21 protein-coding genes and 1 riboswitch are annotated in these 23,314 nt (G+C 60.9%); of the genes, 8 read left to right on the forward strand and 13 right to left on the reverse strand.

Features of this window, described 5'->3' with window-relative positions; all coding sequences use genetic code 11:
• Positions 1-531: 531 nt before the first annotated feature.
• Genes AB4P90_RS20695 through cobO form a run of 6 tightly spaced genes read right to left on the reverse strand, consistent with a single transcriptional unit; the run spans position 532 to position 6,513 of the window.
• The gene (locus AB4P90_RS20695; protein WP_072433686.1) at positions 532-1,983 is read right to left on the reverse strand and encodes a cobyric acid synthase; all 1,452 of its coding nucleotides are present in this window, start codon (positions 1,981-1,983) and stop codon (positions 532-534) included.
• Positions 1,980-2,969, reverse strand: coding sequence for a threonine-phosphate decarboxylase CobD (gene cobD / locus AB4P90_RS20700; RefSeq protein ID WP_032903127.1), 990 nt, complete (start codon positions 2,967-2,969; stop codon positions 1,980-1,982). The genes AB4P90_RS20695 and cobD overlap by 4 nt, the downstream gene beginning before the upstream one ends.
• On the reverse strand, positions 2,962-3,870 hold the full coding sequence (gene cbiB / locus AB4P90_RS20705; RefSeq protein WP_395605343.1) for an adenosylcobinamide-phosphate synthase CbiB: 909 nt from the start codon (positions 3,868-3,870) through the stop codon (positions 2,962-2,964). Before cbiB ends, cobD begins: the two co-directional genes overlap by 8 nt.
• On the reverse strand, positions 3,867-4,517 hold the full coding sequence (gene bluB / locus AB4P90_RS20710) for a 5,6-dimethylbenzimidazole synthase (RefSeq protein ID WP_014719391.1): 651 nt from the start codon (positions 4,515-4,517) through the stop codon (positions 3,867-3,869). Before bluB ends, cbiB begins: the two co-directional genes overlap by 4 nt.
• Positions 4,514-5,905 (reverse strand): cobyrinate a,c-diamide synthase, encoded by a 1,392-nt coding sequence (locus AB4P90_RS20715; protein WP_060767400.1) that lies wholly within the window; start codon positions 5,903-5,905, stop codon positions 4,514-4,516. The genes bluB and AB4P90_RS20715 overlap by 4 nt, the downstream gene beginning before the upstream one ends.
• Positions 5,902-6,513: a cob(I)yrinic acid a,c-diamide adenosyltransferase gene (gene cobO / locus AB4P90_RS20720; RefSeq protein ID WP_073845497.1), complete on the reverse strand. Its 612-nt coding sequence runs from the start codon at positions 6,511-6,513 to the stop codon at positions 5,902-5,904. The genes AB4P90_RS20715 and cobO overlap by 4 nt, the downstream gene beginning before the upstream one ends.
• Positions 6,514-6,591: 78 nt before the next feature.
• Positions 6,592-6,839, reverse strand: a riboswitch (cobalamin riboswitch).
• Between the two features lie 99 nt (positions 6,840-6,938).
• Between cobO and AB4P90_RS20725 the strand changes: the two genes are divergently transcribed.
• Positions 6,939-8,252, forward strand: coding sequence for a PQQ-dependent sugar dehydrogenase (locus AB4P90_RS20725; RefSeq protein ID WP_395605344.1), 1,314 nt, complete (start codon positions 6,939-6,941; stop codon positions 8,250-8,252).
• Positions 8,253-8,375: 123 nt separating this feature from the next.
• Here AB4P90_RS20725 and AB4P90_RS20730 read toward each other — a convergent pair whose 3' ends face one another.
• From AB4P90_RS20730 to AB4P90_RS20750, 5 genes are all read right to left on the reverse strand, one after another.
• The gene (locus tag AB4P90_RS20730) at positions 8,376-8,915 is read right to left on the reverse strand and encodes a C40 family peptidase (RefSeq protein ID WP_003193049.1); all 540 of its coding nucleotides are present in this window, start codon (positions 8,913-8,915) and stop codon (positions 8,376-8,378) included.
• A gap of 144 nt (positions 8,916-9,059) precedes the next feature.
• Positions 9,060-9,689, reverse strand: a complete 630-nt coding sequence (locus AB4P90_RS20735; protein ID WP_003193051.1) for a C40 family peptidase — start codon at positions 9,687-9,689, stop codon at positions 9,060-9,062.
• Between the two features lie 209 nt (positions 9,690-9,898).
• Complete coding sequence (gene hda, locus AB4P90_RS20740; protein ID WP_014719395.1) at positions 9,899-10,603, reverse strand: DnaA regulatory inactivator Hda; 705 nt, start codon at positions 10,601-10,603, stop codon at positions 9,899-9,901.
• Positions 10,604-10,808: 205 nt separating this feature from the next.
• Positions 10,809-11,882, reverse strand: coding sequence for an AI-2E family transporter (locus AB4P90_RS20745; RefSeq protein WP_014719396.1), 1,074 nt, complete (start codon positions 11,880-11,882; stop codon positions 10,809-10,811).
• A 55-nt stretch (positions 11,883-11,937) separates the two neighbouring features.
• Positions 11,938-12,978: a DUF2066 domain-containing protein gene (locus AB4P90_RS20750; protein WP_014719397.1), complete on the reverse strand. Its 1,041-nt coding sequence runs from the start codon at positions 12,976-12,978 to the stop codon at positions 11,938-11,940.
• Positions 12,979-13,319: 341 nt separating this feature from the next.
• Between AB4P90_RS20750 and purM the strand changes: the two genes are divergently transcribed.
• From purM to AB4P90_RS20785, 7 genes are all read left to right on the forward strand, one after another.
• Positions 13,320-14,378: a phosphoribosylformylglycinamidine cyclo-ligase gene (purM, locus tag AB4P90_RS20755; protein ID WP_014719398.1), complete on the forward strand. Its 1,059-nt coding sequence runs from the start codon at positions 13,320-13,322 to the stop codon at positions 14,376-14,378.
• Positions 14,378-15,028 (forward strand): phosphoribosylglycinamide formyltransferase, encoded by a 651-nt coding sequence (purN, locus tag AB4P90_RS20760; RefSeq protein ID WP_003193061.1) that lies wholly within the window; start codon positions 14,378-14,380, stop codon positions 15,026-15,028. The genes purM and purN overlap by 1 nt, the downstream gene beginning before the upstream one ends.
• 8 nt (positions 15,029-15,036) lie before the next feature.
• Positions 15,037-15,750, forward strand: coding sequence for a DUF3108 domain-containing protein (locus tag AB4P90_RS20765; protein ID WP_014719399.1), 714 nt, complete (start codon positions 15,037-15,039; stop codon positions 15,748-15,750).
• A 364-nt stretch (positions 15,751-16,114) separates the two neighbouring features.
• Complete coding sequence (locus tag AB4P90_RS20770; protein ID WP_003193064.1) at positions 16,115-16,303, forward strand: hypothetical protein; 189 nt, start codon at positions 16,115-16,117, stop codon at positions 16,301-16,303.
• Positions 16,304-16,489: 186 nt separating this feature from the next.
• Positions 16,490-18,415 (forward strand): IucA/IucC family protein, encoded by a 1,926-nt coding sequence (locus tag AB4P90_RS20775; protein WP_339231311.1) that lies wholly within the window; start codon positions 16,490-16,492, stop codon positions 18,413-18,415.
• A complete protein-coding gene (locus tag AB4P90_RS20780) occupies positions 18,405-19,631 on the forward strand; it encodes an MFS transporter (RefSeq protein ID WP_019820433.1) in 1,227 nt (408 codons plus the stop codon). Before AB4P90_RS20775 ends, AB4P90_RS20780 begins: the two co-directional genes overlap by 11 nt.
• Complete coding sequence (locus tag AB4P90_RS20785; RefSeq protein ID WP_014719401.1) at positions 19,628-21,748, forward strand: TonB-dependent receptor; 2,121 nt, start codon at positions 19,628-19,630, stop codon at positions 21,746-21,748. The genes AB4P90_RS20780 and AB4P90_RS20785 overlap by 4 nt, the downstream gene beginning before the upstream one ends.
• A 60-nt stretch (positions 21,749-21,808) precedes the next feature.
• On the opposite strand, the gene AB4P90_RS20790 is transcribed toward AB4P90_RS20785, so the two are convergent.
• Positions 21,809-22,354, reverse strand: a complete 546-nt coding sequence (locus tag AB4P90_RS20790) for a DUF2058 domain-containing protein (protein WP_014719402.1) — start codon at positions 22,352-22,354, stop codon at positions 21,809-21,811.
• A 25-nt stretch (positions 22,355-22,379) separates the two neighbouring features.
• On the reverse strand, positions 22,380-23,213 hold the full coding sequence (gene mazG / locus AB4P90_RS20795) for a nucleoside triphosphate pyrophosphohydrolase (RefSeq protein ID WP_014719403.1): 834 nt from the start codon (positions 23,211-23,213) through the stop codon (positions 22,380-22,382).
• Positions 23,214-23,314: the final 101 nt, after the last annotated feature.

Consider the following 23,314-nt stretch of genomic DNA (forward strand, 5'->3'; position numbering starts at 1 on the left):
GATGTGGCGAGGGAGCTTGCTCCCGTGACGGCCTGACAGCCGACGCTGATCCAGCTGACGCACCGCGCCCCAAATGTGGGAGCTGGCTTGCCTGCGAAGACGGCCTGACAGTCAACACAGTTGGACCGTGTACATATCCATTTCTGCGGTAACGGCCACTTAGGGTTCCGCTTTTACAGCGGCTCACTTTTGAAAAGCGCAAAAGTAAGCAAAACGCTCTTGCCCCACCACTCGGCACCTCGCCCAGGCTCGGTGTGCCCGTAATCCGCCAGTGATTTGGGGGGCCGCCGCCCCGCGCCATCCATGGCGCGGGGCGGCTAAACCGGCATCCCTGCCGGTTTACCCCCCAAATCACTGTCGAATTCCGGCCAGCGTGGTTTAACGGGGCGCCTAAGATCAAGATCAAAAGCAGGTCAAGATCAAGGGCGGCTCGCTTCGCATCGTGGTTACCGTTGAGCACTACAGCGTTGTGTAGATACACATGGCTATCGCAGGCAAGCCAGCTCCCACAGTTGGATGGTGTGAACACCGTCAGATCCCACATAGCTTGCGCAACAAATCGGTGTCCAAGTGGTGCTCCACCAAGTCCGCCAACCGCTCGATATCGCGCTCGCGCAAGCCGTGATAATCCACCTCTTGCACATCCTGCAACCCGGCCCAACGCAGCAACGCGCTGCACGCAGCCGGGGTCTCGAATAGGCCGTGCAGGTAGGTGCCTAGAATTTGCCCATCAGGGCTCTGCGCGCCATCGCTGCGGCCATCGTCCAGCAGGACCGCAGCGCTTGCCAAGGCAGCGCCGCAGGTCACCCCCGCATGGATTTCATAACCGCTGACGTCGGCATCTTCCAATACCAGACGCCCACGCACATTGCGCAGTTGTTTCTCTTGTTCCAGGGTGGTGCTGAACGCCAGCAACCCAAGGCCGGCACTGGAGCCCGCGAGCCCTTCCAGACCCAGCGGGTCATGGACCTGCTCGCCGAGCATCTGCAAGCCGCCGCAGATCCCCAGTACCTTGCCGCCATAACGCAGATGCCGCGCCACGGCGGTGTCCCAGCCATTGGCACGCAGATAGGCCAAGTCACTGCGCACGCTTTTCGAGCCCGGCAGGATGATCAGGTCAGCGGCAGGTATCGCCTGGCCCGGCCCGACGAACTGCAAGTCCACCTGGGGGTGCAAGCGCAGCGGGTCGAAGTCGGTATGGTTGCTGATGCGCGGCAGCACCGGCACCACCACCTTGAGCACCTGGGCGGCCTTGTCGATCTGGCGCTGGTCGATGCCGTCTTCCGCCTCCAGGTGCAGGTCCATCACGTAGGGCAGCACGCCGACGACCGGTTTGCCGGTGCGCGCTTCGAGCCAGTCCAGCCCTGGTTGCAGCAACGCGATATCGCCGCGAAAACGGTTGATGATGAAGCCCTTGACCCGCGCCTGTTCACTGGGCGACAGCAGCTCCAGGGTGCCAACCAGATGGGCAAACACGCCGCCGCGGTTGATGTCCGCGATCAACAGCACCGGGCAGTCCACCGCCTCGGCGAAGCCCATGTTGGCAATGTCATTGGCGCGCAGGTTGATCTCGGCCGGTGAGCCCGCGCCTTCGACCATCACCACCGGGTAGGCCTGGCTCAAACGCGCGTGGGAGGCCAGCACCGCTTGCATCGCAATGGCTTTGTAGTCGTGATAGGCCACGGCATTCATGCTGGTGACCGCACGGCCATGGATGATCACTTGGGAGCCGGTGTCGCTGTTGGGCTTGAGCAATACCGGGTTCATGTCGGTATGGGGCGCCAGGTTGGCAGCCTGGGCCTGCACCGCCTGGGCGCGGCCGATCTCGCCGCCTTCGGCGGTCACCGCGCTGTTGAGCGCCATGTTCTGCGGTTTGAACGGTGCCACCGCGACGCCTTGGCGTACCAGCCAGCGACACAGCGCAGTCACCAGGGTGCTTTTACCGGCGTCGGAGGTGGTGCCCTGCACCATCAACGTGGTCATGTGGCGTCCTTGTAGGCGGCCAGGGCTTCATCAAGGCGCAGCCAGTCGGCGTCGGTGTCGGGCAGGCCCAAGCGCACGCTGCTGTTGTGCACGAACAGGCGCAGCAGGATGCCGCGTTGGGCCATGAATTCGTACAGCCGTTCAGCGTGGGGGGTAATCAACCACTGGAACAATGCGCAGCCGCCGTGCGGTTGAAGCCCACGGCGCTCAAGCAACTCGAACAGACGCTGGCCGGCTGCGATGCAACGACTGCGCTGGCGCGCATGCCCGTCGGTGTCGCGCAGGCACACTTGGCCCAACACCCGCGTCGGCCCACTGACGGCCCAGGGCCCGACCTGTTCGGCCAACAGCTTGAGCAACTTGCGCTCGGCCAGCACAAAGCCCAGGCGCACGCCGGCCAAGCCGAAGAACTTGCCGAATGAGCGCAGTACGATCAAGCCGACCTGATCGGCATGGCTGGCCAGGCTCAAGTCCGGGGTCACGTCAATGAACGCCTCGTCCACCACCAGCCAGCCACCGCGCTGGGCCAACCGCGCATGCCAGTCCAGCAGGCGTTGCGGGCTCAGGCTCAAGCCCGTGGGGTTGTTGGGGTTGACCACGACCAGCACGTCGAGGCTGTCGAGAAAGAAGTCGACTTCCTGCTCCTGCACTTCGCGCACCACATAACCGGCGCGGCGCCAGGCTTCGGCGTGTTCGGCGTAACAGGGCGAAAGCACGCCGACCTTGCCGGAACGACGCAAGCGCGGCAGCAGTTGGATCGCGGCCTGAGAGCCCGGCACCGGCAGCAATGGGCCGGCGCCGTAGTACTCGCTGGCAGCCTTCTCCAAGCCGTCATCGGTTTCCGGCAAGCGCGCCCAGGCACGCAAGGGAATCTCGGGAATCGGCCACGGCCAGGGCGCCAGGCCGCTGGACAGGTCGAGCCAATCCGCTTCGGCAATGCCGTACTCAATCGCGGCCTTACGCAGCCGACCACCATGTTCAAGCATAGATTTGCGCCCCCACGCACAGGACCAGCAGCCACAGCCATACGCCGCGCTGCACCAGTTGCCAGCCGCGATCAATGGAATCGGCGTCGGCCGGCGGGCCTTCGCCCAATGGCGGGCGCTGATGCACCTCGCCGTGATAAATCGCCGCGCCGCCGAGCTCCACACCCAAGGCACCGGCCCCTGCCGCCATCACCGGGCCGGCGTTGGGGCTGTCCCAAGTCGGGCCCTGAGTGCGCCAGCATTTGAGCGCCAGGCGGGTTTTACCCAATAACGCGTAGGTTAAAGCCACCAAGCGCGCAGGAATATAGTTGAGCACATCATCGATCCTGGCGGCTGCCCAACCGAAGCGCTCAAAGCGCTCATTGCGATAGCCCCACATGGCGTCCAGGGTGTTGCTCAGACGATAGAGCACCACGCCCGGCACACCGGCCACCACAAACCAGAACAACGCGGCGAATACCGCATCGCTGCCGTTCTCCAGCACCGATTCGGTGGCTGCGCGGGCCACTTCAGTACGGTCCAGTTCACTGGTCTGACGGCTGACCAGGTAACTCACACGTGTACGCGCCTCGTCCAGGTCATCACGGCGCAGGGCCTGGGCCACTGGTATCACGTGCTCGCCCAGGCTGCGCATGCCCAGGGCGCAGTACAACGCCAGGATCTCCAGCAGCCAGCCGATATAAGGCGCCCACGACAACGCCGTGGCCAGCAGGGTCAGCGGCACCACCGCAACAAACCACGCGGTCACACCATGGCTGCGCCAGCCACGCCCGCCAGTATTGAAACGTTGCTCGATGCGCCCGGCGAAATTGCCAAACGCCACCAGCGGATGCCAGCGCCTGGGCTCACCGAGCAGCGCATCCAGCGCCACCGCAGCCACACACAGCAAGGCCACACTCATTGACTCACTCCCCACGTGTTTTCATACAGCATGTCACTCAGCGGTCGCGGATCGGCCCAGCCTTCAAGCTGCAACATCGGTGCCGGGTAAAACTCGGCCACCGGCCCCAGGCACAACACTGCAAGGGGTTTTGCGCCGGGTGGCAAACCCAGCAACTCGGCCAGGGCCTGGGGGTCGAACAGCGAAACCCAGCCCATGCCCAACCCTTCCACGCGCGCCGCCAGCCACAGGTTCTGGATGGCGCAGGAGAGCGAGGCCATGTCCATTTCCGGCAGGGTGCGGCGCCCGAAGATGTGGCGCTCGCGATCGTCCATCAAGGCGGCGACCAATACCTCGGCACAATCGTTGATGCCTTCGACCTTGAGCTTCATGAACGCATCGGAGCGCTCGCCCAATGCTTCGGCGGTGCGTACGCGCTCTTCTTCTACCAACTGTTGAATCTGGCTGCGCAACGAGCGATCGCTGATGCGGATAAAACGCCACGGCTGCATCAGGCCGACGCTGGGCGCCTGGTGCGCAGCGTGGAGCAGGCGCTGCAGCAGTTCAGGCGCGACGCTGCCACCGCGGAAGTGGCGCATGTCGCGGCGTTCGGCGATGGCGCGGTAGACGGCTTCGCGGTCGGCTTGGGGGAATGCGTTGTCAGTCATGGCCTCTTCGCGAGCAAGCCCGCTCCCACATTGGATTGGTTTGCAACTGGGTCAACTGTGGGAGCTGGCTTGCCTGCGATAGCGGTCTCAAGGTCGGGCGCAAACAACGCGGCCACCGCGCCAGGATTCGACGGAAAATAAAAGTGCACATAGGAGGCGGTCAAACGACCCTGTCGGTAAACCGCTTCGGCACCGCGCCCGCCGTTAGGGCTCAGGCCACGGGCAATCGGCGCCCATTCGGTACTGGTCAGGGAATGGTGATAGGTATGCCCACGCAAGGTCCCCTCCGGCAGCTCGACGCTTTGCAGCGCCAGGGCCGCGAGTTTCTTCTGCATCACCGCATCACCTTGCAACAAGCCAACCAGTTCGGCGCGCTCACCCTCCACATCGGTCAACGAGTCGAGCAGATAGAGCATGCCACCGCATTCGGCGAGCAGCGGTTTGCCAGCGGCGTGATGAGCACGAATGGCGTCCAGCATCGAGGTATTGGCCGACAATGCCTGGTGGTGCAGTTCCGGATACCCGCCGGGCAAATAGAGGCTGTCCGCTTCAGGCAATTGGCGATCATGGATCGGTGAGAAGAACTTCAGCTCCGCGCCCATTGCCCGCAACAGATCCAGGCTGGCGCCGTAAGTAAAAGCAAAGGCTTCGTCACGGGCCACGGCAATCCGCACACCGGCCAGCAAGGGTTCGGTTTCGATCACGTGCGGCGCGGCAAAGGTCACCGGCGGCGGCAGGGCCACTTCGCAACTGCTGCCCAACGCCTGGGCGGCGGCATCCAGGCGTATATCAAGGTCATTCAGTTCGCTGGCTTGCACCAGGCCCAGGTGGCGGCTGGGCAGTTCGATGCCGGTCTCGCGGGACAATGCACCGTACCAACGCAAGCCCTCAGTGAGGCTGCCTTCAAGCAATTGCGCATGGCGCAGGGTGCCGACGCGATTGGCCAGCACGCCGGCGAACGGCAGGTCGGGCTGATAGCGCGCCAGCCCCAGGGCCAGGGCGCCGAACGTCTGGGCCATAGCCGTGCCATCGATCACGCCCAGCACCGGTACACCGAAGTGCCGCGCCAAGTCAGCGCTGGAAGGCGTGCCGTCGAACAGGCCCATCACGCCTTCGATGAGGATCAGGTCGGCCTCCCCCGCTGCCTCCCAGAGCAGGCGGCGGCTTTCCTGCTCGCCCACCATCCACATGTCCAACTGGTACACCGGCGCGCCACTGGCACGCTCGTGGATCATCGGGTCGAGAAAGTCCGGCCCGCATTTGAACACGCGCACCTTGCGCCCCAGGTTGCGGTGCAAACGCGCCAACGCGGCGGTGACCGTGGTTTTGCCCTGGCCGGACGCCGGAGCGGCGATCAGTACGGCCGGGCAATGACGGGGCTGATTCAAAGTTCGACGCCTTTCTGTGCCTTGATACCGGCCTGGAACGCGTGCTTGAGCATGCCCATTTCGGTGACGGTGTCGCCCATTTCGATCAGCTCAGGCTTGGCGCCACGGCCGGTGACCACCACATGCTGCATGGGCGGGCGGGCTTGCAGGTCGCTGAGTACCTGGTCCAGGTCAAGATAACCGTGCTTGAGGGCGATGTTCAGTTCATCCAGCACCACCAAGCCGATGGAAGGGTCATTCAACATGGCCCGGGACACTGCCCAAGCCGCTTCGGCAGCGGCGATATCGCGCTGGCGATCCTGGGTTTCCCAGGTGAAACCTTCGCCCATCACGTGAAAGCGCACCTGCTCGGGGAAGCGGCGAAAAAACAATTCTTCGCCGGTGCTGTTACGCCCCTTGATGAACTGCACCACACCGCACTGCATGCCATGGCCCATGGCCCGGGCCAACATGCCGAACGCCGAACTGCTCTTGCCTTTGCCGTTGCCAGTCAGCACCAGCAGCAGGCCGCACTCGTTGGGCGAATTGGCGATGCGCTCGTCAATCACGGCTTTTTTGCGCAGCATGCGCGCCAGGTGGCGTTCGTCGCGATCGTGGGAATCAGTCATGGCAGCTCTCCGTTGGGGCTGGACAAAAACGGCGGGCAGGAAAAAGAAACAACAGACAGCCAAGCATCGCCCACCGTGATGCTGTTGGATGATCCAGGCCGGTCTCCGGGCTCATGAGTGGCGCTTTTGATAGCAAGCAGCCGAGGGCGCGCCTTCCCATATCGCACGCGACACAGTGGCAAACAGCACCGTCTTGACTCATTTACCGTTGCGGGGGCAGCGCCGGAATCGCGGCAGCACTGTGTACAAGTGCGCTCGCTCACCGGCTTCCCTGTTTCACTCCGTCGACGCGTACGCCACAGAGCACCTGGAACAAGCCGCGAAGGTTAGTGGGTTGGGGGTGGAGCGTCAATTAAAGCTGGCCTTGTACTTGAACCATCCGCCGTTCGTGCTTCTCTACCCCTACAGGTATCAAGGAGAAAACCATGCCTAAAACCCGACTTGCCCTACTGATCATGTTCGCCGGTAGCCTCGCTGCGTGCGGCGAAAGCTCGACCCTGCAGGTCGCCGACGGCACCGGGCCCTCGCCCCGGCTGCCGGAGCCGAACAAGACGTTGATCCCCACCGTCAATATCGCCCCGGCCATCGGCTGGCCCGAAGGCGCCAAGCCCGTCGCCGCCGCCGGCACCCAAGTGGCCGCATTCGCCGAAGGCCTGGACCACCCGCGCTGGCTCTACGTGCTGCCCAACGGCGACGTGCTGGTCGCCGAGACCAATGCACCGCCCAAGCCGGACGATGCCAAAGGCGTGCGCGGCTGGGTGATGGAAAAAGTCATGGACCGCGCTGGCGCCGGCGTGCCGAGCCCGAACCGCATTACCTTGCTGCGCGATGCCGACCATGACGGTGTGGCAGAAACTCGTACGGTGTTCCTGGAGAACCTCAACTCGCCGTTTGGCATGGCCTTGGTGGGCAACGACCTGTACGTGGCCGATTCGGATAAGTTGCTGCGCTTCCCCTATCAGCCGGGTGAAACCGCAATCACCTCCCCAGGCACCAAGGTGGTGGATTTACCCGGTGGCCCCTTGAACCACCACTGGACCAAAAATGTGGTGGCCAGCCAGGACGGCAGCAAGCTGTACGTGAGCGTCGGCTCCAACAGCAACGTCGGCGAAAACGGCCTGGAAGCCGAACAGGGCCGCGCCGCCATTTGGGAAGTCGACCGCGCCAGCGGCCAACACCGCATTTTTGCCTCCGGCCTGCGCAACCCCAACGGCATGGCCTGGGAACCCCAGAGCGGCAAGCTGTGGACGGCAGTCAACGAGCGCGATGAAATCGGCAGTGACCTGGTGCCGGATTACATCACCTCGGTCAAGGATGGCGGCTTCTACGGCTGGCCTTTCAGTTATTACGGCCAGCATGTAGATGTGCGTGTGACCCCGCAGAACCTGGTCATGGTCGCCAAGGCCATCGCTCCCGACTATGCGGTAGGCCCCCATACTGCCTCGCTGGGGTTGACCTTCGCCGAGGGCAGCAAACTGCCGGCCCCCTTCAGTAATGGCGCATTTATCGGCCAGCATGGCTCCTGGAACCGCAAGCCGCACAGTGGCTATAAGGTGATTTTCGTCCCCTTCGAAGGGGGCCAGCCGAAAGGGCAACCGGTGGATGTGCTGACGGGGTTTCTTGATAGCGATGAGAAAGCCATGGGCCGGCCGGTCGGCGTGGTGATAGATCAGCAGGGGGATTTGCTGGTGGCCGATGATGTGGGCAATAAGGTTTGGCGGGTGTCGGCTGTTAAGTAAATAACCACATACCCATGTGGGAGCGGGCTTGCCCGCGATTACGGTGGCCCAGCCAACTAAGCCGTTGACTGACACACTGCATTCGCGGGCAAGCCCGCTCCCACATTTTGGAGTTTTATTGATTCAGGGGTTACGCGCCAGATTCCCTGGCAACACGCGCTTGGCACTCAGGTAGGCATTCTGCCAATACGCTTTGGATAGCGTATCCAGCTTCACCGTACCGCCGGTCTGCGGTGCATGCACGAAGCGCCCTTCGCCCACATAGATGCCCGCATGGCTGACCCGCGAACCGCCACCGGTGGCGAAGAACAGCAGATCGCCGGTTTGCAGGTTTTGTTCGCTGACGTCCTGGGCACGCATCACGATCAATTCACGGGTGGTGCGCGGCAATGAGATGCCGGCAGCGTCGCGAAATACAAAGCCGATCAAGCCACTGCAATCGAACCCCGAGTCCGGTGTGTTGCCGCCCCAGCGATATGGCGTGCCGACCAGGCCCAGCGCACGAAAGAGCACGTCTTCGGCAGCAGGCGAGAAATTTTGGGTGGCATAGTTGAACACCGGCTTAGGCTTGACCGCGACGGGCGCGGGCGGCGGTGTACGACTGGCGCAGGCGCTGAGCAGCGCGGCGCAAACAATAAGCATCAGGCGGGCCGAGGTCGACATGTGCAGAACAATCCTGGTCTGGATGCGGCTTTCGCTGCCGAACGTTGAAAACCAGAACGCGCAAGCAAAGCTCGCGCGAACGGATGACAACAATGTCCAGGGATTCTAGCGCTTACACGTCAAACTTCAAGTATCACTTTAACTTTACTTACTAGCGGTAACCGTAGTCGGAGCCATGGCGAGTGCACGCTTGGCTTCGATGAAGGTTTTGCTCCAGTAGCTGTCACCCAGGTTATCGACCCGAACACCACCACTGCGGCGGCTGCTGGAGTGAATAAACTGGTTATCGCCCAAGTAGATACCGGCGTGGCTGACACGACCGCGACCACTGGTACTAAAGAAAAGCAGATCACCGGGCTTGAGGTTGTTTCGTGCGACCAACGGTGCATTCACGTTGATCATCTCGCGCGTAGAGCGCGGCAGATTCATGCCGGCTTCTTCACGAAACAGGTAGCCAATGAACCCACTGCAATCAAAACCGGCTTCCGAGGTGCCGCCGAAACGGTAACGGGTACCGATCAAGGACATGCCGCGCTCAAGGATGCTGTCGGCCAGAAGAGGCAGTTGGTAAGGCTTGCTGTCAGAGAACTCGGCGAGTTCTTTTTCGGTTGCCACCTCTTCTTCATAAACAGAAGCAGACTGTGCAGCAACGAACTTTGCCTGATTTTGAACCTGTGGTTTTTGCTGTTCTGCCACCTGCTGAGGGTGGGAGGCGCAACCAAACAACAGGGTAACGAGTGCGAGAGGCACGAGGGGTGCGAAGCGATTTAGCATGGGCACGACCGTGGCTGATGTGTAAAGAAGCCGAGACTATGCCCTCTATCACATCGATTTGCAAATTCAATCGCGATCTATGTGACTTATCGTTTCGACTATGCCATCTAAGCCGTGATTCCATTTCTCGCTTGAGTTGCGTAGCCCTTCGGGCTCAAACGCAGGTTTTCTGACGCCTTGAAAATGCCGATACACGGAAAATCAAGACCTTACCAGCCCAAGGTTTCTTTCAGGAAAGGGATCGTCAATTTTCTTTGTGCCTGCAAGGAAGCCTGGTCGAGTTGCTCAAGCAAATCGAACAGCGCGCTCATGCTGCGGGTGCCACGGGTGAGGATAAAGTGCCCGACTTCGTCGGTCAGGTGCAGGCCACGACGGGAAGCGCGCAGTTGCAGCGCACGCAGCTTGTCCTCATCGGATAATGGGCGCATCTGGAAGATCAACGCCAGGGTCAGGCGCGACTTGAGGTCAGCCAGCTTCACCGGCAGTTCACGCGGTGAGGTGGACGCGGCGATCAGCAAACGCCGGCCGCTGTCGCGCAGGCGGTTGAACAGATGAAACAGCGCCTCTTCCCACTCCGGCTTGCCGGCCACTGCCTGCAGGTCGTCGAGACACACCAGTTCATATTGCTCAAGGTTATCGAAGATGCCGATCCCGCGGTCCATCAATTCGGCCAAGGGCAGGTAGACCGCCGGCTCGCCCGTCTGCTCGAAACGCAGGCATGCGGCCTGCAGCAGGTGGGTACGCCCCACGCCATGCTTGCCCCACAGATAGATCAGGCTTTCAGTCCACCCGGCGTCGGCTTCGCAAAGCCGCTCCACATAGCCGAGTGCAGCGGCATTGGCGCCTGGGTAGTAGTTGATAAAGGTAGCGTCATCACGCAGACGCACACCTAGGGGCAGCTGAATCGGTTTCATGCTGACTGAACGGCTCCCATCGAACCGTTAGTGGCCTCTATGTAAAGTTTGCAAAGTTTATACCCGTGACGCCGGGCGCACAATGCAGCAGACCACAAGCAAAATCAAAGGTTTGCGTTAACCCGGGGGTTTTACGCAGTTTGTTTGACGCACCCCGGCGCCAGAAACAACAAACCCGGCCAGGGCCGGGTTTGTGACACCGCGATTACAACTCGGGCTCATCCACCCCGGTATACACGTCCGAATCCTTGTACAGGTCGTGCACATGGCGCACCAACACCATGATCACCGCCGCCACCGGCAGCGCCAACAGGATGCCGGTAAAGCCGAACAGCTCGCCACCCGCCAAAATCGCAAAGATCACTGCCACCGGGTGCAGGCCGATCCGATCGCCCACCAGCAGTGGCGTCAGCACCATGCCTTCCAAGGCCTGGCCCACCATGAACACTGCGACAATCCCGAGCATCGGGTACAGGTCGCCGCCGAACTGGAACAGCCCGGCCACCAGCGCCGCACCGATGCCGATCACAAAGCCCATGTACGGCACGATGGCAGCCAAGCCCGCGATCAAGCCGATCAACAGCCCCAGCTCCAGGCCGATCGCCATCAGGCCAGCAGCGTAAATCACCCCCAGGGCCAGCATCACCAGCAACTGGCCACGCACGAACGCACCCAATACCTCATGACACTCCGCTGCCAGGGAAACAACACGCTCTTCGCGGTCACGAGGCAGCAGACTGCGGATCTTGGCCATCATGATGTCCCAGTCTCGCAGCAGGTAGAACGCCACCACCGGGATCAGCACCAGGTTGGTCAACCAGCCGATCAGCGCCAGGCTCGACGCAGTCGCCTGGCTGAGCACCACCGTGACGATATCGGTGGTCTTGTCCATATGCTCGCTGATAGCTGCCTTGACCTTGTCGAACTTCCAGAAGCCATCGGCCAGCCCGAACTTGGACTGGGCCCACGGCATGGCCGTGTGCTGCAACCAGTCGAGCATCTGCGGCGCCAGCTCATAGAGGCGAAACAGCTGCTTGGCCAACATCGGCACCAATATCAACACCAGCGCCGTGATGATCAACGTGAACAGCGCAAACACCGTGATCACGCCCCAGGTGCGCGACATACCGACTTTTTCCAGGCGATCCACCACGGGATCGAACAGATAGGCGAGCAGTAGCGCCACCAGGAACGGCGTCAGGATCGAATGCAGCAAGAACACAAAACCGCACAGCAGGACAATCCCGCCAAGCCACACCCAACGACGCGTATCCGCCATAAACCACTCCATCTGTTTTTTACGCCCTTCTTCTATATAGAAGGAGGAACACTATTTACCAACGAAAACGCAGTTGCGCCTGGGGCTCAGGTGCAACAGCCGGTTGCGTGCCATCGATCACGGCTGGCTGGGCCGGGGCTTCGCCAGCAGGAATTTCCTGCAGCTTGGCCAGGCTCAGTTGGGTGCGCAGTTGTTCGGCGCTGCCATTGACGCGATACACGATCCGGGTGCCATCCACTAACTGCGGCTGGCCGCCAAAGGGCTCCAGCAAACGGCCCAGGGCGGCGTAGCGCTCCAGGTTCATGCCTTGCACTTCAAGCAGTTGCTCACTGCTCACCCCAGGTTTGACCGCAAAGCGCGGCGCCAGCTTTTGGCTGACCGCCAGCAATACCGCGTCGGCAAGCGCGGCAGTGTCAGCGCCTTGAGCGGTACCCTCCTCAGCCTTGTCGCCCAGCCACAAGCGCCATTTTGCCTGCCACTGGCTACCCTCCTGACGCGCATGCACTGCCAGCAACGCATCGGCACCGTAACGCTCGGAGGCTGCGCGCAAAGGCGTGGCGTCCGGGCTTTCAAGGTTCGGCGCGGTGGCGACTACCTGTTCATCCAGGTCTCCCAGCGGCAAGCGCAGCGGCAGACCCCTGTGTTGCGCGGCTCGGCGCAGGGCCTGGGCAACGGCCTGGCCATCGCCGACCAGGCTGCTGCCTTCAGTTGAATCGTTCAGCCACCAACCCAGGATCGACGGCCGGTTGCTGCCCCAGATCGACAGGCCCGCATCCCGCAAGGCGCGATCGGTGCTGACCGGGTCGAAGTCCACTTGCAGGCTTTCCGGCGGGCCGGCGTCGTAGCCGTACTGGCTGATGATTTGTTGCGGGTCTTTGCGGATCGCTGCCAGGCCAGGGCCATCGGCGGCCTTGGCGTCGCCGGTCAGGCGGATCACGAGGGTCTGCACGGCACGCTGGGTGGCCTGGTCGCGCTCTTGGGGCGACTGGCTGCTGACCGGTTCAAGTACTTGATAGAGGCCATTGAGGGTTTCGGCATGACTCGCCAGGCTGACCAACGACAAGCAGCCTACAAAGAAGAATTTACACAGACGCATGGAAGATTCCCGAACGACAAATTTAGCGGTTGGAACAGACCGCGTGATCTCGGCTTGGCAAGGCTGTGACACAGCGACCGGTAAAACATTCACAAGGTCCCGGTAAGTTTTCATACTGTCATAACGCTAGCGAGCTCAAGGCTATACCTTAATACGCACGATTACCGGCCCGATTTGCATTTTTTTGAACTCATATGCCCTGCCCGTCGGCCCGAGGATGGCCGCTGCCCCTCAAGCCTGATAAAATCGCGCGCCTTCGCAGACCGTCAACGGCAGGGCACTTTCCAAAAGCCCCCGCCCGCCCGGTCGTTACCCAGAAATCCCCCCTAAAGGCCTGGATCATGAGCAAGCAACCCTCCCTGAGCTACAAGGACGCCGGTGTAGACATCGACGCCGGTGAAGCATTGGTCGAACGCATCAAGAGCGTCGCCAAGCGCACTGCGCGCCCTGAAGTCATGGGTGGCCTGGGCGGTTTTGGCGCCCTCTGCGAAATCCCGGCCGGCTACAAGCAGCCTGTACTGGTGTCCGGCACCGACGGCGTGGGCACCAAGCTGCGTCTGGCCCTGAACCTGAACAAGCACGACAGCATCGGCATCGATCTGGTCGCCATGTGCGTCAACGACCTGGTGGTGTGCGGCGCCGAGCCGCTGTTCTTTCTCGACTACTACGCCACCGGCAAGCTCAATGTCGAGACCGCGACCCAGGTCGTAACCGGCATCGGTGCTGGCTGCGAACTGTCGGGTTGCTCCCTGGTCGGCGGTGAAACCGCTGAAATGCCAGGCATGTACGAAGGCGAAGACTACGACTTGGCCGGCTTCTGCGTCGGCGTGGTGGAAAAAGCCGAGATCATCGACGGCTCCAAAGTAGCTGCTGGTGACGCCCTGCTCGCCCTGCCATCGTCCGGCCCGCACTCCAACGGCTACTCGCTGATCCGCAAGATCATCGAAGTGTCCGGCGCCGACATCGAGAACATCCAGCTCGACGGCAAGCCACTGACCGACCTGCTGATGGCGCCGACCCGCATCTACGTCAAGCCACTGCTCAAGCTGATCAAGGACACCGGCGCCGTCAAGGCCATGGCCCACATTACCGGTGGCGGCCTGCTGGACAACATCCCGCGCGTACTGCCAAAAGGCGCCCAGGCGATTGTCGACGTGGCCAGCTGGCAGCGCCCGGCTGTCTTCGATTGGCTGCAGGAAAAAGGCAACGTCAACGAAACCGAAATGCACCGCGTGCTCAACTGCGGCGTGGGCATGGTGATCTGCGTTGCGCAGGAACACGTTGAAACCGCACTGAACGTGCTGCGTGAAGCCGGCGAGCAACCTTGGGTCATTGGCCAGATCGCCACTGCCGCCGAAGGCGCAGCCCAGGTTGAACTGAAGAACCTCAAGGCTCACTGATGCCCCAGACCTGTGATGTCGTGGTGCTGCTTTCCGGCACCGGCAGTAACTTGCAGGCCCTGATCGACAGCACGCGCACCGGCGACAGCCCGGTGCGCATCGCTGCGGTGATTTCCAACCGCAGCGACGCCTACGGTCTGCAACGCGCCCGTGACGCGGGTATCGATACTCGCTCCCTGGATCACAAGGCGTTCGACGGTCGCGAGGCCTTCGACAGCGCCTTGATCGAACTGATCGACGCCTTCAACCCCAAACTCGTGGTCCTTGCCGGTTTCATGCGCATCCTCAGCGCAGATTTCGTCCGGCACTACGAAGGACGCCTGCTCAATATCCACCCTTCCCTGCTGCCCAAGTACAAAGGCATGCACACCCACCAGCGCGCCCTCGACGCCGGCGACAGTGAGCATGGCTGCAGCGTGCACTTTGTGACCGAGGAACTCGATGGCGGGCCTCTGGTCGTACAGGCAGTGGTTCCGGTAGAGTCAGGCGACTCGGCGCAGACGCTTGCGCAACGGGTTCATACCCAGGAACACAGGATTTACCCGCTGGCTGTTCGCTGGTTTGCCGAAGGACGGTTGATTCTTGGCGACCAGGGTGCATTATTGGACGGCCAGTTACTCGCGGCCAGCGGCCACTTGATTCGAACCTAGGAGATTTTATGCGTCGCGCCCTGCTTTTCGCTTTTGCGCTGTTCGCTTTGCCTGCCGTACAAGCGGCAGACCTTCACCCCTTCTCCGTCAGCTACACCGCCGACTGGAAACAACTGCCCATGAGCGGTTCGGCTGAACGCAGCCTGAGCAAGAATGGCGACGGTACCTGGACCTTGAATTTCAAGGCCTCGATGATGATTGCCAGCTTGACCGAAACCAGCGTGATCCTGTTCGACAAGGACACCCTGCAACCCAAGAGCTACAGCTTCGAACGCGGCGGCCTGGGCAAGGCGAAGAAGATCAACCTGGACTTCGACCAGAGCGCTAAAAAAGTCACCGGCTTTGAAAACAAAGACCCGGTCAATGTCACTCTCGAAAGCGGCATGCTCGACAAGTCCACCTACCAGCTTGCTCTGCAACGCGATGTTGCCGCCGGCAAGAAGAGCATGAGCTACCGCGTGGTTGAGGGTACTGATACCGATACCTACGACTTCCGCGTGATCGGCTCGGAAAAGGTCCAGACCAAAGTCGGTTCGATCGACGCGATCAAGGTCGAGCGCGTGCGCGACCCGTCGCAGAGCAAGCGCATCACCCAGATGTGGTTTGCCAAGGACCAGGGCGGCATCCTGGTTGCCCTGCGTCAGGTCGAGACTGACGGCAAGGAATACAACATCATGCTGCAGGATGGCACCGTTGACGGTAAGGCTGTCAAAGGCAGCTGATTGCTGATGCACCGGAAAAGAGCCTCGCTGAATGCGGGGCTTTTTTTTGCCTGGGATTTTTAGGGGACGCCACTCCCGCTATCGCATGCAAGCCAGCTCCCACAGTGGAATGCATTCCAAGGTGGGAGCTGGCTTGCCTGCGATAGCGGTGCCGAGGTCAACCTAGCCGACCTGAACATGAAACTTTTGTCATAAAGCCGCTGCGCTGGCGACGCAATGCCTTGGTTTACAAGGCCTGCAGCATTGTTGCGTTCCCCGCAATGAATTATTGCGCGCAAAATCAGTTTACTTAGCAAGCTAACAAATCATATAACAGAGGCCTGCGACGACTTGCCGCAGATCAACCAGAGATTGGAGCAAGCAGATGACTGTAAAAGTAACTGAACGCGACGATGAACATATGTCCCATGAAGCAGTAGGCCACGGGATTCACATCTGGGATGTCCATCAGCAAGACGTATTGGTCGGCATGTTTCACAACGAGAGCGACGCCCACAACTATAAAAACGAGCTCGAAACTCTCGAACTGCAACGCCAGGCAAAAAGCTCCTGAAGCTCTGAAATCATGTGGACGCCCGGCCCACGCAGCCGGGCCGTTTACGAGAAACCGCGCCTTTGGAGCGCGGTTTTTTTGTCAATAATCGCCATAAATTAATGTAACAAAAACACACACAAATAATGATTCTCGATATCATTCGTTCGCTTTTCATTCAGGCTCACGAATCAGGGAATCAATTAGATGCATGGAAATAGCAGCAAGCCAGAAAACGCGTTACTGGAACGCTGGAGCGAAGCACTTGCCACTGCGCAATTTCAGGCCAGCCACGTCAGCCTCCAAGCCCTGATCAATACGCTGGCACCCGCCGCCGAACGTAGCTTCCAACGCCTGATCCAAGCTTTGTTTCGTGAAAGCCTGCTGGCCCCCAGCACCCTCCTTTATGACGAACAGGGGCATTGCTCGCTGACACTACCTTGCCAAGCCCGACTACGTTTCGAACATTTGCGTCCTGGCCGCATGGCAAGCTGGGACCTGCGCGGCGAAGTCATCCTGTTGCGCGAAGGCCAGCCCGAACAGAAAATCCAATTTCCCTCACAATTGTTGACGTTACTTAACGCCAGCCTTGAGTCGCCTGCTGACCGGGAAGTGCTCAACCGCCTCAACGTCGAGATCGACGACAGCTTCATCAACGACACCTTGTGCCTGGCCTTCCATGAGCAATGGACGCTCAAGCTGCATGCGTCCATGGACCCGGTGTATCAAGACAATCTCCTCAGTCATCTCAAGAACAGCCCGAGCGTTATCAACCCGACTTCCGTGCTTGAACAATGGGGAACACTGGGTCACCCATGGCACCCCAACTACAAGACCAAGCTAGGCCTGAATACCGAGCAAGTCATCGACTACTCGCCGGAATTCGAAGCACGCTTTCCGGTATTGCTGTGCGCGCTGCATCGCCAATTTGCCCATGTCGAAAAGTTGGCCGGTACCGCCGATTACTGGCAGTGGTGGAGCGAGCACTTCCCGCAAGCGGCACAGCAATTGACCGCAGTCCTGCAAGCACAGGGCCTTCAGGCAGGCGATTATCTGCCATTGCCCGCCCACCCTTGGCAGGCACGCCAGGAACTGCCCCAACTGTTCGCCAACGAAATCGGCGACAAACTGCTGGTGCTGACCGATATCGTCGCGTTTACCGCCCACCCCACCATGTCATTCAGAACCGTATTGCCTGAAGGGCGTTGCGATGCGCCTATGGTCAAACTGCCCGTGTCGCTGCGACTGACCAGCGTGCAGCGCACCGTCTCACCGCGCTCAGCGCGCATGGGCCCACGGATCAGCCATTTGCTGCTGGCCATTCTGGAGCGCGAGCCTGCGATTCAGAAAATCCTCAGCATCGTTCCCGAGCGTATCGGTGTGCATTTCAAGCCACAGCCGGCCAATGACGAGCACTCCCGCCACCTGGCGGTGCTCTATCGCGACAATCCCCATAGCCAGCTCCAGCCCGGGGAAATGGCCGTGCCGGTGGGCAGCCTGTTTGCCATTGATCAACACGGCCAGCCGCTGCTGCGCCAATGGGTGCGCCTGAGCCAAGGCAAGGATGACGCGGCGGCCATGCTCGCCTTCTTCCATGAGTACGCGGCGATCAGTGTGCCGGCGCTGCTGGGCATGTATTTGCGCTACGGCGTTGCATTCGAGGCCCATCAGCAGAACTCCTTTATGGTCATGGCCGCAGGCGGGCAATTGAGCCGCCTGCTGTTACGCGATTTCGGCGATATCCGTATCGACCGCAAAACCTTGCACGCCCACGGCCTGGACATTGAACTGCACGACCCGAAGATGACGCTGTACGACGATGCAGGTTTCGTAAGGGACAAGCTGCTGCACACCGTATTCATGTGCCATCTGGGCGAGCTCATCCTGCTTGCCGCGCGCCACTTCGACATCCCCCAGGCGCTGCTCTGGAATGAACTGTCGGCTCAGGTCAGCCAGTGTTTTGACGACCTGCGCTCGCAGGTTGATCCGCAGCGCTGGGCCACCGAGCGCGAAGCACTGCTGGAGCACGCGTGGCCGGCCAAGTCGTTCATGCGCATGCGTCTGCTGGAGAGTCATGCCGATATCGTCGGGCGCCTGCCCAACCCGTTGAGCGCGGCCGCCAATGCCGACTAACAACACAGCGCTGCGGCTGCTGGTGGTGATTCAGTTGGTGTCGATGGGGGCGATGGAAATGAGCGGACCGTTCTGGCCGCTGCAAATCCAGACGCTGTTGGGCGTTGCCAATGCTCAGTACACCGGCCTGCTGTCTTCGCTGGTGTATGCCGGGCCGATGATGGCAGCGATGATCCTCACGCCCATGTGGGGGAAGCTGGGCGACCGTACCGGCCATAAGCCCATGATCATCCGCGCGTTGCTGGCACTGGCGGTGTGTCAGGCGCTGGCTGCGATAACGCCTGATCCGTGGTGGCTGGTGGTCATCCGCGTGGTGCAAGGTGCGTTGGCCGGCTTCATTGCAGCTGCCCAAGCCTACGCACTGGCCTGCTGCGGCGACGGGGGACGGGGGCACATTCTTGCCAGGCTGCAATCAGCCACTGCCGTAGGCTCCCTGGCCGGGCCGGTATTGGGCGGCTGGCTCATGGACATATCCGGTTTCGCATTGCTGTGCTACAGCGCCACCGCCGTCTGCCTGTTGTGCGCGATAATCAGCGCGTTCTTGCCCAGCGACTCACCACGATCCAGACCTGCCCGCCCATCGAAGCCTGTCGCACTGCCCAAAGGCTGGCTTGGCGCGATGTTGGGAATCATCGTATTGATCCAGGCAGCCAGGATGATGCCGCAACCGTTTTACGCTTTATATGTTGCCGAGGTTTTGCAGGCGCCCGCGTGGCTGATCGGCGCCAGCTATGGCGCCAGCGCCTTGACCCTGGCACTGTCTGCGCCGTTATGGGGCCGCCTGTTCGATCGACATCAGCCAGCACATACGCTGCGCATCATCGAATGGGTCACCTGGGCCTGCGCCCTCACGCTGGCCTGCACGGCGCTGGCCAGTGAATGGTTGGGGTTCATCGCCAGCCGGTTGCTGTGGGGCGTGTGGCAGGGAGCTTTGCTGCCCGTGGCCTACACGCTGATCGCCAATACCGTCGCGTCCAGCCAGCAGGGTTTTGCCCTGGGCATGGGTAACAGCGCCGCCAAAGCAGGTGCGCTGTGCGGCGCCTTGATAGGCGGTATCGGCATGGGGTGGGTGGGCCTGGCGCACAGCTTCTGGCTGGTCGCACTGACCTATGCATTGGCCGCAGTGAGTATCCGCGCGATCCGTTCATATACGCGAGCGCCTGAGACACCCGATTTTTCTGTCAATACTTCTAATAACTCTGAGACAAACCCATGAATAAATCGCAATTGGCCGTTCTGCTGCCGCTTCTCGGCTCGATGAGTGCGCCCGCCTGGGCCGATCAGACAGAACAGACACAGGCAGCCCCGACCAGCCTGCAATTACAGGCAACAGTCGTATCGGCCACGCGCAGCGAAACCAGCATTGCGCAGATTCCAGGCTCAGTGCAGGTGATCAATGAAGCGCAAATCCGCCAGCAGACCGGGGCAGGACGTCGGGTCGCCGATATCCTCGGCCAACTGGTGCCTGGCATTGCCCCTTCCAGCGGCGGCATGAGCAACTTCGGCCAGACGCTTCGCGGGCGTAATACCCTGATCCTGATCGATGGGGTTTCACAAAACGCCACGCGCGATAACTTCCGCCAGCTCAACAGCGTGGCACCGGAAAGCATCGAGCGTATCGAAGTGATCTCCGGTGCCAGCAGTGTCTACGGCGCAGGCGCATCGGGCGGCATCATCAACATCATCACCAAACGCAACCAAGGTGAAGACCTGGCGTTCAGCAGCAAGATCGGCATGACCGCCGGTAACAACCTCAGCCACAAGGGGTTCGCTTACCAGGCGTTCCAAAGCGCCACCGGGCGCAAGGGCCCGGTGGACTGGTACCTCTCGGGCAACACCGTGCAGCGCAACGATCAGTTCGACGGTAATGGCAAGCGCATTCCCCAGGACACGTCCCAGGGCAGCAACATGGACACCGATACCTACGACCTGCAAGGTCGCTTCGGCTATGAGCTTGATGACGACAAGAAGATCAGCCTGTCGCTGCAAGACTACAAGGACGAACAAGACACCCGCTACACCAAGAACCCCCGCATCACCAGCAACGCAGTCGCCGTAAAAGGCCTGGACCTAGGCGACCAACCCTACACCCACAACCAGGCGGTCAACCTCAACTACGCCGACAAGGATTTCTACGGCCAGGGCCTGCAGATCGAAAGCTACTGGCGGCGGGCCGACGCCCTGTTCTTTCCAGACCTGTCCCGAGGCCGGGCAGGCGTGTCAGATAACAACAGCGTGCAGGACGTCTACGGCCTGCGTGCGGCGATCGAGACCCAGATGCCGGACATCGGCCCGGCAACGGGCAACCTGGTATGGGGCGCGGACTACGACCATGAAACCTCACGCCAGCGTGGCGACCAATACCGGGTCAATGGCCTGACCTACACGAAAACCGGTACCACGTTCGAACTGGGGCCAGATATCGAGACCACCACCAAAGCCATCTTTGGCCAGCTCTCCTACGACATCGACAACTGGACCTTGCGCGGTGGCGTACGTCGCGAATGGATTGAGAGTAAAGTCTCCGACAGCATCGCATACGGCGAAATCGTCCAGACCGGCAACCGCGCGACACTGCCCGGCGGCACGCTCAAATACGATGACACGCTCTATAACCTCGGTGCGGTGTACCACCTGACCGACAACCAGGATGTGTTCGTCAACTTCAGCCAGGGCTTTTCCCTGCCGGATATCCAGCGCTTCCTGCGTGACGTGAACAGCCAATACGATATCCAGGACCTCAATGCCCAGGCCTTGAAAGTCGATAGTTACGAGCTGGGCTGGCGTGGCGACTGGGACAAGTGGCAGGCCAGTGTCACCGCGTACGAAAACACCTCGGATGTCACGCAGTTCTATGATGCCAATGATCGTGTGCTGCGCCTGATCAATCAGAAAGAACGCGTACGTGGCGTCGAAACCGGCCTGACCTATAACATCAGCGACCAATGGTCCGTCGGCGGTACTTACGCTTACGCCAAAGGCGAGACCCAGCAGAACGGCAAGTGGATCGACCTGCCTGCCACCCGCATCTCCCCCGCCAAGACCACAGCCTTTGTCGGCTATGAGCGTGACGACTACAGCCTGCGCTTGCAGGGTATGCGCCTGGCCAATTATGACGCGGCGGCCAAAGACAACAACGGCCGCGATATCCAGGGCTACACCCTGGTCGACTTGCTGGGCTCGGTAAGGCTACCGGTAGGCCGCCTCGAAGGTGCGGTGTACAACCTCACCAACCGCAACTACCAGAACATGTTCGCCCAGGCCAACGCCCGCGCACCGTACCCGAATGCCGAAGGTCGTACCTTCAGCCTGAGTTACGCAGTGGATTGGTAACAGGCTGCACGCTTAAAACACAAACCCCGCCGTTTGGCGGGGTTTGTCGTTTCTAGCGGCTTACCACATCAGATCATCAGGGATCTGGTAAGCGGCGTACGGATCGTCTTCATCGGGCACCTGGCTTTCGGTGAGGATGTTGAGCTGCACGATACGCTCCGGAGCACGCTCCTGGATTTTGAGCGCCGCTTCGCGCGGGATCACCTCGTAGCCGCCACCGTGGTGCACGATCGCCAGGGAGCCGTTGCTCAGCTTGTTGCGCATCAGCGTGTTGACCGACAGGCGCTTGACCTTCTTGTCATCGACGAAGTTGTAGTAGTCCTCGGTGGTCAGCTTGGGCAGGCGCGAGGTCTCGATCAGTTGCTTGACCTGGGCGGTACGCGCCTTGGCCTCGGCTTTTTCCTGCTGCTGACGGTTCAGCTCCTGGTCACGCTTGACCTTCTCGGCGTGTGCCTCAGCGGCCAGGCGCGCCTGAGTATCATCGACTTCGGCCTGGCCCTTGTGGACCAGGCGCTGCTGTTTCTGCTTCTCTTTGCCGACCTGTTTGGCCTGCTTTTGGTTGACCAGACCTGCTTTGAGCAACTGGTCGCGAAGGGAAAGGCTCATGGTGCTTACTCACTTAGGCAGCTGCTCAACCGCAGCTGGACACATTCTTTTCCTGGCGTTTGGCTTCGCCCCACAGGGCGTCCAACTCTTCGAGGGTGCAATCTTCTATGGGTTGGTGCGTATCGCGCAATGCCTGTTCGATAAATCGGAAACGTCGTTCGAACTTGGCATTGGCACCGCGCAAGGCGGTTTCCGGGTCGACCTTGAGGTGACGGGCCAGGTTGACCGCGGCAAACAGCAGGTCGCCGACTTCATCGGCGATGGCTGCCGAGTCGTTATCGGCCATGGCTTCGAGCACTTCGTCCAACTCTTCGCGCACGTTATCCACCACCGGCAACGCGGACGGCCAGTCGAAACCGACCTGGCTGGCGCGCTTTTGTAATTTGGCCGCACGGGATAACGACGGTAAGGCGGTGGGCACATCATCGAGCAGGGAGAGTTGCTCGGGAGCGTCGGACTTTTCTGCGCGCTCCTCAGCTTTGATCTGCTCCCAGCGTTCCTTGACCTGTTCTTCGCTCAACTGCGGGATATCCAGCGGTGCGTACAGGTCGCCGGTTGGGAACACGTGAGGATGCCGGCGAATCAACTTACGGGTGATGCCGTCGATCACGCCGGCAAATTCGAAGCGCCCTTCTTCCCGCGCCAGCTGGCTGTAATACACCACTTGGAACAGCAGGTCGCCCAACTCACCTTGCAGGTGATCGAAATCGCCGCGCTCGATGGCGTCGGCCACTTCATAGGCCTCCTCCAGCGTGTGCGGGACGATGGTCGCGTAGGTTTGCTTGATGTCCCACGGGCAGCCGTATTGCGGGTCGCGCAGGCGGCTCATCAGGTGCAGCAGGTCTTCGAGTGAATACATCGTATCTCTTTCCGCTGAAAATCCAATGTGGGAGCTGGCTTGCCTGCGATGCTCGCGACTCGGTGCTTCAGTTAAACCGAGGTGATGCTATCGCAGGCAAG

This window comes from Pseudomonas sp. B16120 (assembly GCF_044218845.1).
GTDB classification, from domain to species: domain Bacteria; phylum Pseudomonadota; class Gammaproteobacteria; order Pseudomonadales; family Pseudomonadaceae; genus Aquipseudomonas; species Aquipseudomonas paracarnis.